Source organism: Sphingopyxis sp. (genome assembly GCF_051861155.1).
Taxonomy (GTDB): domain Bacteria; phylum Pseudomonadota; class Alphaproteobacteria; order Sphingomonadales; family Sphingomonadaceae; genus Sphingopyxis.
Genome location: NZ_JBHYDE010000007.1, coordinates 1 through 13,251, shown reverse-complemented (window position 1 = coordinate 13,251; position 13,251 = coordinate 1). Strand labels below are relative to the sequence as shown.

The 13,251-nt window shown below is 64.0% G+C and carries 10 protein-coding genes, 2 tRNA genes and 1 pseudogene; 4 read left to right on the top strand and 9 right to left on the bottom strand.

Annotated elements, in window-relative coordinates; translation table 11 throughout:
- Window positions 1-18 precede the first annotated feature (18 nt).
- Together nhaA and ACTIFP_RS13165 are read left to right on the top strand one after the other, a co-directional pair.
- The gene (nhaA, locus tag ACTIFP_RS13170; RefSeq protein WP_439569167.1) at window positions 19-1,317 is read left to right on the top strand and encodes a Na+/H+ antiporter NhaA; all 1,299 of its coding nucleotides are present in this window, start codon (window positions 19-21) and stop codon (window positions 1,315-1,317) included.
- The gene (locus ACTIFP_RS13165; RefSeq protein ID WP_439569166.1) at window positions 1,317-2,669 is read left to right on the top strand and encodes a hypothetical protein; all 1,353 of its coding nucleotides are present in this window, start codon (window positions 1,317-1,319) and stop codon (window positions 2,667-2,669) included. The genes nhaA and ACTIFP_RS13165 overlap by 1 nt, the downstream gene beginning before the upstream one ends.
- A 71-nt stretch (window positions 2,670-2,740) precedes the next feature.
- Here the strand turns inward: ACTIFP_RS13165 and ACTIFP_RS13160 are convergent, their stop codons facing one another.
- Window positions 2,741-4,480 carry an N-acyl-D-amino-acid deacylase family protein gene (locus tag ACTIFP_RS13160; RefSeq protein ID WP_439569165.1) on the bottom strand — a complete coding sequence of 580 codons (1,740 nt, stop codon included), beginning with the start codon at window positions 4,478-4,480 and terminating at the stop codon, window positions 2,741-2,743.
- A gap of 137 nt (window positions 4,481-4,617) precedes the next feature.
- On the opposite strand from ACTIFP_RS13160, the gene ACTIFP_RS13155 reads away from it, so the two are divergent.
- Complete coding sequence (locus ACTIFP_RS13155) at window positions 4,618-5,364, top strand: class I SAM-dependent methyltransferase (RefSeq protein WP_439569164.1); 747 nt, start codon at window positions 4,618-4,620, stop codon at window positions 5,362-5,364.
- A 422-nt stretch (window positions 5,365-5,786) separates the two neighbouring features.
- Here ACTIFP_RS13155 and ACTIFP_RS13150 read toward each other — a convergent pair whose 3' ends face one another.
- Both ACTIFP_RS13150 and ACTIFP_RS13145 read right to left on the bottom strand, forming a co-directional pair.
- Window positions 5,787-7,076: an acyl-CoA dehydrogenase family protein gene (locus tag ACTIFP_RS13150; protein WP_439569163.1), complete on the bottom strand. Its 1,290-nt coding sequence runs from the start codon at window positions 7,074-7,076 to the stop codon at window positions 5,787-5,789.
- Between the two features lie 14 nt (window positions 7,077-7,090).
- Window positions 7,091-8,440, bottom strand: coding sequence for a phosphotransferase family protein (locus ACTIFP_RS13145; protein WP_439569162.1), 1,350 nt, complete (start codon window positions 8,438-8,440; stop codon window positions 7,091-7,093).
- Between the two features lie 109 nt (window positions 8,441-8,549).
- Between ACTIFP_RS13145 and ACTIFP_RS13140 the strand changes: the two genes are divergently transcribed.
- Window positions 8,550-9,389 carry an energy transducer TonB gene (locus ACTIFP_RS13140; protein ID WP_439569161.1) on the top strand — a complete coding sequence of 280 codons (840 nt, stop codon included), beginning with the start codon at window positions 8,550-8,552 and terminating at the stop codon, window positions 9,387-9,389.
- A 6-nt stretch (window positions 9,390-9,395) separates the two neighbouring features.
- On the opposite strand, the gene ACTIFP_RS13135 is transcribed toward ACTIFP_RS13140, so the two are convergent.
- The 6 genes and pseudogenes from ACTIFP_RS13135 to ACTIFP_RS13110 form a co-directional block, all read right to left on the bottom strand.
- Window positions 9,396-10,043 carry a hypothetical protein gene (locus ACTIFP_RS13135; protein WP_439569160.1) on the bottom strand — a complete coding sequence of 216 codons (648 nt, stop codon included), beginning with the start codon at window positions 10,041-10,043 and terminating at the stop codon, window positions 9,396-9,398.
- A gap of 75 nt (window positions 10,044-10,118) precedes the next feature.
- Window positions 10,119-11,264 (bottom strand): slipin family protein, encoded by a 1,146-nt coding sequence (locus tag ACTIFP_RS13130; RefSeq protein WP_439569159.1) that lies wholly within the window; start codon window positions 11,262-11,264, stop codon window positions 10,119-10,121.
- 363 nt (window positions 11,265-11,627) lie between these two features.
- Window positions 11,628-11,693 (bottom strand) — tRNA-Asn (locus tag ACTIFP_RS13125).
- A 2-nt stretch (window positions 11,694-11,695) separates the two neighbouring features.
- Window positions 11,696-11,770 (bottom strand) — tRNA-Phe (locus ACTIFP_RS13120).
- A 193-nt stretch (window positions 11,771-11,963) separates the two neighbouring features.
- A complete protein-coding gene (locus ACTIFP_RS13115; RefSeq protein ID WP_439569158.1) occupies window positions 11,964-12,953 on the bottom strand; it encodes a cupin-like domain-containing protein in 990 nt (329 codons plus the stop codon).
- Between the two features lie 142 nt (window positions 12,954-13,095).
- Window positions 13,096-13,251 (bottom strand): annotated as a pseudogene (locus ACTIFP_RS13110) (electron transfer flavoprotein subunit alpha/FixB family protein); the annotation flags it as partial.

Here is a 13,251-nt window from a genome sequence, read left to right as displayed (position 1 = left end):
GTTAGACTTAACCGACCAATGAATGGCAGTTTTCCGCCCCGTTCGGCGCTGCGCGACTTTCTCTCGAGCGAGAGCGCGGGCGGCATGCTGCTAATTTTCGCAGCCATATTGGCAATGATTGTCGCCAATTCGTCGCTCGCCCCCGCCTATCACCATATGATCCATGCGGTGACCGGGCCGGTGCTCACCGCCAAGCTGGGGCCGATGACGGTCCATCTGTGGATCAACGACGGGCTGATGGCGATATTTTTCCTGCTCGTCGGGCTAGAGATCAAGCGCGAGTTCGTCGACGGACGCCTCGCAAGCTGGGACCGGCGGCGGCTGCCCTTCCTCGCCGCGGCGGCGGGCATGGCGATCCCCGCTGCGCTGTACCTGATCTTTGCCGGGACGACCCCGGGGCTCACGCAGGGCTGGGCGATCCCCGCCGCCACCGACATCGCCTTTGCCATGGGGGTGCTCGCGCTGCTCGGTCGCCGCGCGCCGACGTCGCTCAAGCTGTTCCTCGTCACCGTCGCGATCGTCGACGACATGGGCGCCGTGGCGATCATCGCGCTCTTTTACACCGCCAAGATCAACCTGCTGGCGCTTGCCGCTGCGGCGGCGGTCCTCGGCGCGATGTTCGCGATGGCCCGGCTCGGGCTCAAAAGCCTGCCGCTCTACCTGCTCGCCTTTGCCTTGCTCTGGTATGCGATGCTGCTGTCGGGCGTTCACGCCACGATCGCCGGGGTGCTCGCGGCGATGGCGATCCCGTTCGAGCGCACGCCAGGGTCGCCCGACAGCCAGAGCTCGCCGCTCCACCGGCTCGAACATGGTCTGCATCCATGGGTCGCCTTTGCGATCGTGCCGCTGTTCGGCTTTGCCAACGCCGGGGTCGACGTTAGCGGCCTGACCGCCGAACAGCTGGTCGCGCCGCTGCCGCTCGGCATCGCGGCGGGGCTGTTCCTGGGCAAGCAGATCGGCATTTTCGGCAGCGTCTGGCTGGCGGTCAAACTGGGCATCGCGGGCAAGCTGCGCGGCGCGACCTGGCTGCAAATCTATGGCGTCGCGATGCTGTGCGGCATCGGCTTTACGATGAGCCTGTTCATCGGCGGCCTTGCGTTTCCCGGCGACCCGCTGCTGGTCGAGGAGGCCAAGATCGGTATCCTGATGGGGTCGCTTGCCGCGGCGCTGATCGGCTTTGCTATCCTCCGCTTTGCCCCGCTCCATCCCGAACATGATGCGGTGGAGCGCGAAACCGACGCCGAGATCGCCGCCGATGGCGATGTCGAAGACACCTCCGAAGACATCTCAGACGACCAGGAGCCCATAACCGCGTGATGCCCAGATCGATCATATTGGCGCTCGCCGCCACCGCCATCCTGTCGGGCTGCGCGACGAGTGCGACCGTGCAGCCCGCAGCACCGGCCGACGTCGCCGCGATCGACGTGCGCCGTACCCCCGCCTCGGCGCTGGCGCTGAACGACATCGCCGCGAGCTATCTCAAGCTGACGCTCGAGATCGGCACCCATGAGGACGGCTATATCGACGCCTATTACGGCCCGCCCGAGCTGAAGGCGGCGGCCGAAGCCGCGCCGCGCGACAAACCGACGTTGCTCGCCGCGACGCGCGATCTGACCGCGCGGCTCAATACCGCCGCGCGCCGCCTGTCCGACCCGCTCGACCGCCGCCGCGCCGCCTTTCTGCGCGCCCAGCTGCGCGCCGCCGAAACGCGGCTGCTGATGATGGAAGGCACGCGCTTTGCCTTCGCCGACGAGGCCGAACGGCTGTTCGGCGTCCGCCCGCGGCTGAAGCCCCTCACCAGCTACGACCAGCATCTCGCCGCGGTTGAGGCCCTCGTCCCCGGCGACGGCCCGCTGGCGACGCGCGTCGAGGCCTATCTCGACGCCTTCACCATCCCCAAGGACCGGTTGCAAAAGGTGTTCGACGTCGCGATCGCGCGCTGCCGCGGTCGCAGCCTCGCGCATATCGCCATGCCCGACGGCGAAAGTTTCCGGCTGGAATTCGTCACCGGCAAAAGCTGGAGCGGCTATAATTATTATCAGGGCGCCTACCACAGCCTGATCCAGGTCAACACCGACCTGCCGATCCGCCTGTCGCGCGCGCTCGATCTCGGCTGCCACGAAGGCTATCCGGGGCATCATCTGCTCAACATGAAGCTCGAGGAAAAGCTGGTGAAGGAGCGCGGCTGGAGCGAATTCAGCGTCTATCCGCTCTACAGCCCGCAAAGCCTGATCGCCGAAGGCACCGCCAATTACGGCATCGACCTCGCCTTTCCCGAGGCCAGCAAGGCCGAGACCGAGCGCGACGTGCTGATGCCGCTCGCCGAACTCGCGGTGCCGTCCGACGACCGCTACTGGCAATTGCTGAAAGCCATCGAAGCGCTGGGCGGCGCGCGGCTGACGATCGCGCAGCAATATCTCGACGGTGCCATCGACCGGCCGACCGCCGTCCAGCTGACCCAGAAATATCTGCTGGTGTCGCAGAAGCGCGCCGAACAATCGGTCAGCTTCACCGATCAATATCGCAGCTATGTCATCAACTACGGCCTCGGCGAAGCGATGGTCCGCGCGCATGTCGAACGCGGCAGGCCGGGCCGCGACGAAATGTGGCGGCGGATGGAAAAGCTGGTCAGCGAACCGACTTTGCCGTCGGATTTGCTGGCGCGCTGATGGACAACAACCACTGCATAAATGCCGTCATCCCGGCGAAGGCCGGGATGACGTTTGGTTGAGTTTCGGGACTACTCCGCCGCCATCGCCATTTCGACGCGCTGCGGGCCGCGGATCACCCCGCCGGGGGTCGGTCCCTGCATCGCGCCATCGCGGAACGTGACTTCGCCCGACTTCACCGTCGCGACATAGCCGTCGGCCTTTTGCAGTAGGCGCTTGCCGCCCGCGGGAAGGTCGAAGGCGAGCCACGGTTTGCCGAGCTTGATCGCGCCCATATCGATGATGTTCAGATCGGCGAGATAGCCCGGCGCCAGCACGCCGCGATCTTCCAGCCCATAGAGCAGCGCGGTATCGCGGCACTGGCGCTTGACCGCATGTTCGAGCGCGATCCGCTTGCCCGCGCGGTCGCGCACCCAATGCTGAAGCATGAAGGTCGGCGACGCGGCGTCGCAGATCGTCCCGCAATGCGCGCCGCCATCGGACAGGCTGTTCACCGTGTCGTCGGCGTGCTGCAAATCCTCGAGGAAATTGAGGTTGCCGTCGCGGTAGTTCAAAATCGGGAAATAGATGAAGCCCTTGCCCTCGTCCTTCATCAGCAAGTCATAGGCATATTCCGACGGAGAGACGCCCGCCGCGGTGGCGCGCGCCGCGATGCTTTCGTCCATCTTGGGCTCGTAGTTGAAATCGGGGTCCATTTCGAACTGCACCGGCCAGCCGAGCGCGACGATTTTCAGGAAGTCGATGATGTCGCTTTCGGGCCAAACATTCTCTTCGGCGATCATGCGCGCCTTGAACGCCGGGTCTTTCAGCTTCGCGAGTTGCTGCTCCCACGGCAGATCGATAATCTCGTTCCACGCCGGTTTGAAACGGAACGGGTGGACCGTCCCCTGCCACGCCATGATGATGCCGTTGCCGCGCAGCGCGATCTGCGCGACGATGTTGGCGCCGGTGGCATTCTGGCGGCGCATTTCTTCGATCTGTTCCTCGAGCGGCAGTTCCTTGGCGATCGATTGCAGCGCGGCGAAGGTCACCGGCAGCCCGGTTTCGCGGCTGAGGTCGCCCATCCACTGAAACTCGTTCCACTCGCGCTTCAGGTCGCTCGCCATTTCGAACACGCCATAACCGACGCGCCCCATCGCGCGGCCGATCGCGATCAGTTCCTCGGCGGTCGCGGTGGTGCCGGGGACCAGTTCGCCGTCGATCGATTTGTGCAGCACGGTGCGGCTGGTCGAAAAGCCGAGAGCGCCCGCGCGAATGCCTTCCTCGACGATACGCGACATTTCGGCAATGTCCGCATCGGTCGGGATCGCGCCGGGTTTCTCGCGGTCGCCGAGCACATAGGCGCGCACCGCGCCGTGCGGGACGTGGCACGCGACATCGACCGTCCGCGGCAGCTTTTCCAGCGCATCCATATATTCGGGGAAGGTCTCCCAATCCCACGACATGCCCTCGGCCAGCGCGGTGCCGGGGATGTCCTCGACTCCTTCCATCAGCGAGATCAGCCAGTCGTGGCGGTCGGGCTTGGCGGGGGCGAAGCCGACGCCGCAATTGCCCATGACGACGGTGGTGACCCCGTGCCAGCTCGACGGCGCCATCTCGGCGTCCCATGTCGCCTGGCCGTCATAATGGGTGTGGACGTCGACAAAGCCGGGGGTGACGATCTTGCCGCTGGCGTCGATTTCGTCGCGCCCCGCGCCGAGGTTCTCACCGACCGCGACGATGCGGTCGCCATCGACCGCGACATCGGCGACAAAGGGCGTCCCGCCCGACCCATCGACGACAGTGCCGCCGCGTATCACCAGATCAAACATCCTGACTCTCCCGAATCTCTTGTCTCGATTTTTAGTTTCACGAAGAAACCTATCATCAAAATCGCGAGATGCAAATAAACGGGCGAAGGACGCGCGATGCTGTTATACTGGTGCGATACACCACGGGAGTCGATGTCATGATCCGTCCGCTTACCCTCGCCCTGCTACTCGCCGTTTCCGCGACCCCACTCGTTGCCAAGGAAGCCGCGCCAAACTATCCGGCCGCGCTCGCCGATCCGGCGCGCCCCGCCGCCGATCGCGAGCGCGATGCGGCGCGCAAGCCCGCCGAGTTGCTGGCGTTCGCGCAGATCGCGCCGGGCGAAAAGGTCGGCGATTTTGTCATGGGCGGCGGTTATGTGACCCGCCTGCTTGCGGCAGCGGTCGGCCCGACCGGCAAGGTCCATGCCTTCCAGCCCGCCGAGTTCATCGCGTTCAAGGCACAATATGGCACCGATCAGGCCGCGGTCGATGCCGCCTACGCCAATGTCGATGCGGTCGCGGGACCGTTCGCCGCGCCTGCTTTCGCCGAACCGCTCGACACGATCATCACGGTGCAGAATTTCCACGACCTTTATCTGAAACCCTTCCCCGAAGGCACCGGCGCCAAGGCGAGCGCGGCACTGTTCGCGGCGCTCAAGCCCGGCGGCACGCTGGTGATCGTCGACCACAGCGCCGCCGACGGGACAGGCACGACGCTCGCCGACAGCCTGCACCGCATCGACAAGGCGGCGGTGGTCGCGGCGCTGACCAAGGCCGGGTTCAAGCTGGAGGCCGAGAGCGACCTCTACAAACGCGCCGACGACCCGCGCACGACGAACGTCTTCGACCCCGCGATCCGCGGCAAGACCGACCAGTTCACCCTGCGCTTCCGCAAACCGGGCTGACCGGTTTCGACCGTTTCCTGTCATCCCCGCGAAGGCGGGGATCCCGCTTTGCGACGGCGAAAGAAAAAGCGGGATTCCCGCCTTCGCGGGAATGACGAAATTAGGTGAGAACGTCCGCTCACCACCCAAAGCCGCCATCCGCAGCTCAAAAAAATGCTTTCCTACATTTTTCCGCTGTGCCAGCCTTCGCCTCAGCTCTTTCAATATGTAGGCAAAAACGGTCGCCGCCCGGATTCCGGGCGCGGCTAGGATCCGGCCGTCCTCTGTCCACCGCACACGACAAACCGGGCGCTGCAATGGGCTGAACTTTCCTGAACTTTGGGATGACGGCAACCAGCAGTTTATTACCATAGAACATCGTCGTCCCAGCTTTCGCCGGGATGACGAATTGGGAGTGGCAGTTACCGGGCCAAAGTTGGGTCCTACCCCAACGTCCCCCGCCGCGGCCCCAAATACCCAAACAGATACGCCCCCACCTTGCGCATCTGGATCTCCTCCGCGCCCTCTGTGATCCGGTAGCGCCGGTGATGGCGATAGATATGCTCGAACGGCTTGTGGCGCGAATAGCCGATGCCGCCATGGACCTGCATCGCGCGGTCGGCGGCTTCGCAGCACAGCCGGTTCGCCCAGTAATTGCACATGCTGACCTTGTCCGACAGCGTGTGTTCGATTTCCTTGTGTGGGGTGTTGTCCATATCCCATGCGGTCTTGCGGATCAGCAAGCGCAGCATTTCGGCCTGCGTCGCCAGCTCGACGAGCGGGAACTGGATCGCCTGATTGCGCGCCAGCGCCTCGCCGAACGGTTTTCGCGTCCGGGCATATTTGACGCTTTCCTCGATACAGAAGACCGCGGCGCCCAGCGACGACGCTGCCTGCCGGATGCGGTTCTGGTGGACGAAGCTTTGCGCGATCGACAACCCGCCGCCGACCGGCCCGAGCCTTGCACTATCCGGCACCCACACATTGTCGAACGTCATCCGCGGATGGTCGGTGGGCATGTTGAACGTCCACATATATTCGTCGACGCTCATCCCCGGCGTTCCCGTCGGCACCAGCAGACAGGTGATCCCCTTGGCATCGCCGCCCTTGCCGTCGGTGCGGCAGAAGGTCGCGCAGTGGGTCGCGACGTGCATGCCGGTGATCCACATCTTGCGCCCATCGATCCGCCAGCCATCGACGCCGTCGCGGGTTTCGCGAACGCCGCGCGTCTCCATATGCGTCGCGTCGCTGCCATGATCGGGCTCGGTCAGGCCAAACGCGGTGCGGCGCTTGCCCTCGAACCCGCCCAGAATGAACTCCTGCTTCTGCTCCTCGCTCGTCGCAAATTGCTCGAACATCTCCACAAAGGGGAAATTGCCGACGATACTATGTTCGTTCTGCAGGTCGTTGTGGAGCCCAAGACCCTTGGCGGCGAAATGCTCGCGGATCACCGCCATCCACAAATTGCTGCCATCCTTTCCGCCATATTTCTTCGGCGCCGAAAAGCGCCAATGCCCCGCGGCGTCGGCCTTGCGTGTGGCCTGACGCAGCAATTGTTCCCAGTCGTGGCGCGGCAGGCCCTGATTGTCCCAGTCGGTGCGCGCATGTTCGCGGCGATGGTCGAAAAAACGGATATTGTCGTCGGCGTCCTCCAGCGGCTTGATCTCGGCGTCGATGAAGGCATCGAGTTCGTCCAGATAGGCCTGCAAGTCGGCGGGCATCGCAAAATCCATGTCTCTCTCCCTGGTTATTCTTGTGCACCCCAAGTTTCTCGCGCGCGGGCGAGCGCGGCATATTTGGGGCTGTCGACCGCGCATTTATCGAGCACCGCGCGGCGTAGTTTCGCGAGCAATCCGGGCTGAGCGAGTGTCACCGCGCCGCTCAGCAACGCCGCCGCCAGCGCGTGATCTTCGGCGCGCACCCCGGCATCCAAGTCGCGCATCACGATCCCCAGCGCGTTCATCGCCACTGCAACCTGAAACTTGCCATGCCCCTCGGCCTGCGGCTTGATCGCATCGCCCAGCCAGTCGCGCACCGCCTGCACGATCTCGCCATTCGTCGGCTCACCCGTCGGCGCCGAATGGGCAACTGACGAAGGCGGCAGCGCCCTTCCCCGCTCGACCGCCGGCGCCTCCACCTCGAGCAGCAACAGCAGGTCAAGCTCCTGCTCGGCGGTTCGCCGCCCGATAACGACGCGCTCGACGGTCGGGTCGGCGCCATTACGCCACGCCTGCCCCATCTGCAAACAGCCGAGCGCCCACCAAAGGGTGCGATATACCAGCCAGAAACGGAAGCGGTCGCGGTCGACCTGGACTCCACCTGCGGCTTCATAGGCCGCGAAATACTCCGCAAGACTGCCGACCCCGAACGCCGTTTGGTCGATCCGCCCAAACCGCCACACCGTCATGCACCCGAACGCCAGATCCTCATGCGCGTCGCCGCGATGTGCGAGTTCCCAGTCGAGCACGACCGCCAGCCCCCCGCTCTCTTTGGCGCAATCGACCATGATGTTGCCCATCCGGTAATCGCCATGCACCAGCACGGGCGCGGCAGGCGGCGGCAGATGATCCTCGCACCATTTGATCGCCAGCGCGATTACCGGCCGGTCGCCGCCATAGTCCAGAAAGCGCCCCTTCAGCTCGGCGAGCGCCGCCACGGTGTCCATCAGCGGGATCGCCGCCGGAATGGTTTCGGCTGGAATGGCATGAATACGCGCCAGCTCGCGCCCCAGGTCGGTCAGCAGCGACGGTGGCGGATCGGCCAATATCTTCGCCGGATTCACCTCGGCGATGACGCGCCGCATCACATAACCAGTGCCCATCCCGTCGCCGTCCGCTAGCACCCCGACAACCTCGGGCGCCTTAACCCCCGCGCCATGTGCCGCAATCACCAGCGCCGCCTCGTCGGCATGGCCATAGGGCCGCCCCGCCATATAGTCCGCCGACGGCGCGCGGCGCAGCACATAGGCGCCGCCCGCCCAATCGAACGCCCAGCTCTCCATATTGGCGCCGCCCGACAGGCGCGCCAGCCCCGACAGATCGCCGTGGCCGATGGTCCGCACCATGAACGCGGACAGCAAGGAAGGCAGATCGATCATCGCCCCGATGGTGCGGGCAAGGCGCGGCAAGCGCAACCCGGCAATCGCGTCAGCCTATTGTTGCTTCTAACCCACGCATGATAGGCTATGGGTCAAATCGGGGATATTGATGCAGCGCGCCTTTTTCACCTTCGCCTTCATGCTGACCAGCATGGGCACGACAACGATCGCCCACGGGGCGGAAACGCCAATGTGGCAACCGGTTGGACCTTGGCAGCTAGACGAGCAACCCGACCAATGTACATTGTTCCGAAACTTTGGCGGCAGCGGCGCGCAAGTCACTTTGCAGATCCAGCCAAACCTCTATTCCACGACACATGATTTCAAGCTCGCCAGCGATACGCTTCTCGCCAAGGCAAGAAGCGGCGTAGTCGAGATGGTGATCGACGAAACCGCCAAGCCTCAGAAATTCTATGGCATGATCGAAGTGACAACCGACGGCAGCCAGCGCATCCTCCGGTGGACAACGGCGAAGACCTTATCCTTTGCCGACCTGCTCGTCGACGATCAAAAAATACGGATTGTCGCTGGCGCCAGCGGAATCGACGCAAAGATGCGGTGGCCCGGCGCCCAAAAGGCGTTCGTCGCGCTCCGAAACTGCCAAGATCATATCGCGACCGCCAAAGGCGAAGATGCCGCGGCCCGCCGCGCGTACAAGCGGGAAGCTGAACCCTTGGGCAATGCGGGCCGCTGGGTCACGAACAACGACTATCCGGCCGCAGCGCAGCGACAGCGGCTGGAGGGGAAAACCGGATTCCGTCTTCAGATCGACAAAGAGGGCATGGTTACAGGCTGCGAAATTATCCAAAGTTCCGGGTTCGCCATGCTGGACGAACGAACATGTCCGTTGGTTTCGGCGAGAGCCAAATTCACCCCGGCGCTCGATGCCAGCGGTGCACCGGTCGCGACCACTTATTCCAACCGGGTATTCTGGCAGCCGACTCGATAATCGACGCTAACGCCGCAGGCTCCTTATCCGCCGGTCATAGCATTTGGCGGCAAAATGCAGCCCCCACGCCAGCGGGATCGCGGCAAAGACCCAGCGCCAGTCGATCCGATCGATCAACTCCTCGTCGAGGTGCGAGGCATAAGCGAGCAGGATGATCGGGACGACCAGCGCCAGGACGCCGGTCTGGAACCAATTATGCCCGCTGCCCAGCCGCGCCGGGTCGATCGGCAGCGGCGCGCGCGCCGCCACCGCCGCCTCGATGCCGTCGCGGCGCGCGCGCCAGCCCGCGACATAGTCCCAGATTTCGATGCCGATCATGCCGACCTCGACGATGAACACCCCCAGTCCGATCGCGGGGGCATGGAACCGCTGCGCAATCGCCAGCACGTCGAGCAGCCAGCCGCCGCCGAACACGATGGCGAGCAGCGCCCCGATCGCCCACGCGGCCTGCGCCGGGATCGCCGCGATCATCGCATCGACATGCGCCTCGACCTCGCCGCGCCAGCGCGCCACCTCGTCAGGCTTCACCCCCCGCGCCCGCCCGTCGCGGCCGCGATAGGCCGGCCCCATGGCGGTATCGACGAACCAACGGTCGAAACGCCGCAATTCGGTGTCGCGCATCTGCCGTTGCTGATAATCGCTGATCAGGGCCATGGCGGCGTCGTTTAGCGCGAAGAATTTACGATCCCGATAACAAAAAAGGGGCCGGCTTTCACCGGCCCCTCTCCGTCAGTCGCGCAGGCGCACAAGGTCGTTGAGCAGGCCTTCGGTGCCGTTGGTCACCGTCAGTCGCTCGACCTTGCCCGCGATGCTTTCCAGCGCCTCGAGCTCTTTCAGGCGGAGCGTGACCGGGTTTTCGGCCATGACCTTCGCCGTGTTGAGCAGCGAGCGCGTCGCGTTCGTTTCCTCACGCCGGCGGATGACATTCGCCTCCGCCTCCTTCTGTACCGCGACGACCTGGTTCAGGATCTCGCGCATCTCGCCCGGCAGGATCACGTCCTTGAGCGAAATGTCCGAAACCTCGACCCCGACCATCGCCATATCGGCACGGACCTTGTCCGCCGCCTCGGCATCGACCAGCCCCTTTTGTTCGAGGATCTGATCGAGCGTCAGCGCGCCAATCGTCTTGCGGAAGGCCAGCTGCAGCGCCCGGTAGAGCGCGTCGGCGAAGTCCTTCACGCTCGACACGGCAAGCGTCGGATCGACAACGCGGTATTCCGCGCTGATGTTGATCCGCAGCGTCACGCGGTCGCGGGTCAGCACTTCCTGCCCCGTGACATCGAGCGCCTGGCGGGTCAGATCGACCAGCTTCGCGGCGATCTTCCGCCCCGGGTTCCAGTAGCCGGTGACGCCCGCATCGAGCCGATCGATCATCCGCCCGTCGATGCTGACGAGCGCGGTCCTGCCCTCGTCGACCTCGACGCGCGCGACGAGCTGGGTCTTGTCGGCCTTCTGCAGCCGCTGGAGAAGCTTCGCATCGACCCGCGGGTTCGCCGCGATATCGATGGTCGCCGCCTTCCACGGACCCGCGTCGGTCCACAGGATCAGCTTGTCGTCGGGACCGAGAATGGTGTTGATGATTCCGTCGCGTTCGATGACAGCAATCTCATTCTCGGCCGTGCGGACTACCGTCAGATGCGTTGCCGCATCGACCGGCAGTTTTTCGAGCACCGCTTGCTCATAGGCCGACTTGAACAGCATCTGGGTCAGCGCCTGACGTTCGATGCGCAGCGAACCGTCGCGGTTCTTCAGCACATGTTCGCCGGCACCCAGGATGCCGCGGACCTCGCCCTTGTAGAGCCAGACCGCACGTTCATTTTCGTCGATGAGCACGCGCTTGCGGCCCATCAGGCTATCGATCAGTTGCTTCATCATGTCATTCACCATTCTTAATCCGCGTCACGTCACGCCGATTTCCTTTCTTGTTTGCGTTGCACTTCACTTTTTCCCGCAGCCCAAAGGGTTCGGGGACCGGCGGCATGGCGAAAGATGGACGGAGCGCGAGCGGGCGTTGCGGCACCGGGGCGGGGACGGCCGTTCAAAAACAGCCATCCCGACTCCGCTGCAGCGCGGCCATCACCGCCTGTCGGATCTTCCGGCATGGCGTCCAGCCGGAGCCGCTCCCATCCGCATCCCTAAGGAGGTGGACAGGCGACGACATCGCCTTTCCGCAAGCCGATCCCCGAGCCCAAGTTAAGAACCAGAACCTAAATCTGGCGGTCGTTTCACGGACCGAGGTGGAGAAGGATTCGAACCTTCAACATCTAGATTAACAGTCTAGTGCTCTACCCGATTGAGCTATCCAATGGTGCACCCAACGGGAATCGAACCCGCGACCTCCGGCTTTTCGGGCCGGCGCTCTACCCCTGAGCTATAGACGCCATGGTACCTGACCAAACGTGGCGGCATCCGTACAGCGAACCGGCAGAGCCGGTCGACGCGGGCGGGCTTCGCGAAACCCCGATCCGTTGATGTCCGCCCCGCAGACTGGCCGGGGACGGCGCCGTTAGACGCGCCTCAAACAGTGCGCAAGAAGAAATATTACATATAAAGAAGAATTTATATCAGGATGGGCTAAAGTGCGCCCCAAGAGACATAGTCTTGGACATGCGCATTGGCACGGCGGAAGCTGGTGAAGCTCATGCTCGCCGACAGGTCGAGCGCTTCAACCTGATGCCACCATCCGACGGGCAGAAACACCCCCTCGCCAGGCCCGATTATTGTTTCGAGAACCGGGGGTGTTTCAGCATCGCCAGCGCCGGGCGGCAGCGCCGCATTGCCCCAGTCGGAAAAACAATGCCGGCTGTTCTTCATCCGTGCAAAAGCCCATGGCGGCGCCATCCGAACGCGCTTGCGGCCGGTCACCTGCACCAGCAGATTGTTGGTCAGGTCGTGATGCCAGGGCGTGAGCGTCCCCCTTGGCCCCAACCAGAAAAAGCCGTCGTGCCGTCGCGGATCAAGCAGCGCGATCGGCGCCATGTCGTCCCACAGCGGCGCCAGCGCCGCCGCATTGGTCCCGCTGTTATAGGCGGTCAGGTAAATATCGTTGCTCGCCTCGTCCTTGCGCAGCCAGTCGATCAGTTCGGCAAAACGGACCAGACGGCGGTGATCGTCCTTGGCGAGTTCATATTCGGGATCGCGCTCGCGCTCGACCTGCGCTTCGACGACGGCATCGCCGACGACCGATGCAAAATGGTCGAGCGACCAGCGCTGCAACGCTGGCCAATGATCAACGATTCCCGTCAGTTTCGCGGGCCGGTTCGCTTCGTAATAATGGCGATAGAAATGATCGACGTCGGGCGCGTCGAGCGTGTCGAGCGCAAAGCCGCCATCGGCCCCGGACGCCAACCGCTCCTGATTGGCAAACAGCCAGCGCTGCTTGGCCATACGCGCCGCCTGCCGGCGCAGCTCGCCCGCCATCGGATCCTTGGTCAGCCGGTCGACCTCATATTTCGCCGTTGCCAACGATACGCCCGCCGCGACCAACCGCGCCCGCAACGCATCGTCGTCATCACCGGCGCTGAGACCTTGAGCAAGCAGCGCGCGTTTGTCGGGCTGGGGCATGGACGAAACTCCTCGCCCTGCTCAAACGGCATTGTGATGACAAAAAGATGACGGGCTTCAAGACGGGCCTGACACCGGGCAGGCAAAGAAAAAGGGCAGCCCATCGGGGCCGCCCTTTCTGCATTGCGATTCTGCCGGACGATCAGATCTTGCCGGTCAGTTCCGGCACGGCATTGAACAGATCGGCGACGAGGCCGAAGTCGGCCACTTGGAAGATCGGCGCGTCTTCGTCCTTGTTGATCGCGACGATCGTCTTCGAATCCTTCATGCCGGCGAGATGCTGGATCGCGCCCGAGAT

What these genes read in the sequence shown, in the direction of transcription:
- nhaA (WP_439569167.1), top strand. Translation starts at nt 19, where the DNA reads ATGAATGGCAGTTTTCCGCCCCGTTCGGCGCTGCGCGACTTTCTCTCG.
- ACTIFP_RS13165 (WP_439569166.1), top strand. Translation starts at nt 1,317, where the DNA reads ATGCCCAGATCGATCATATTGGCGCTCGCCGCCACCGCCATCCTGTCG.
- ACTIFP_RS13160 (WP_439569165.1), bottom strand. Translation starts at nt 4,480, where the DNA reads ATGTTTGATCTGGTGATACGCGGCGGCACTGTCGTCGATGGGTCGGGC.
- ACTIFP_RS13155 (WP_439569164.1), top strand. Translation starts at nt 4,618, where the DNA reads ATGATCCGTCCGCTTACCCTCGCCCTGCTACTCGCCGTTTCCGCGACC.
- ACTIFP_RS13150 (WP_439569163.1), bottom strand. Translation starts at nt 7,076, where the DNA reads ATGGATTTTGCGATGCCCGCCGACTTGCAGGCCTATCTGGACGAACTC.
- ACTIFP_RS13145 (WP_439569162.1), bottom strand. Translation starts at nt 8,440, where the DNA reads ATGATCGATCTGCCTTCCTTGCTGTCCGCGTTCATGGTGCGGACCATC.
- ACTIFP_RS13140 (WP_439569161.1), top strand. Translation starts at nt 8,550, where the DNA reads ATGCAGCGCGCCTTTTTCACCTTCGCCTTCATGCTGACCAGCATGGGC.
- ACTIFP_RS13135 (WP_439569160.1), bottom strand. Translation starts at nt 10,043, where the DNA reads ATGGCCCTGATCAGCGATTATCAGCAACGGCAGATGCGCGACACCGAA.
- ACTIFP_RS13130 (WP_439569159.1), bottom strand. Translation starts at nt 11,264, where the DNA reads ATGATGAAGCAACTGATCGATAGCCTGATGGGCCGCAAGCGCGTGCTC.
- ACTIFP_RS13115 (WP_439569158.1), bottom strand. Translation starts at nt 12,953, where the DNA reads ATGCCCCAGCCCGACAAACGCGCGCTGCTTGCTCAAGGTCTCAGCGCC.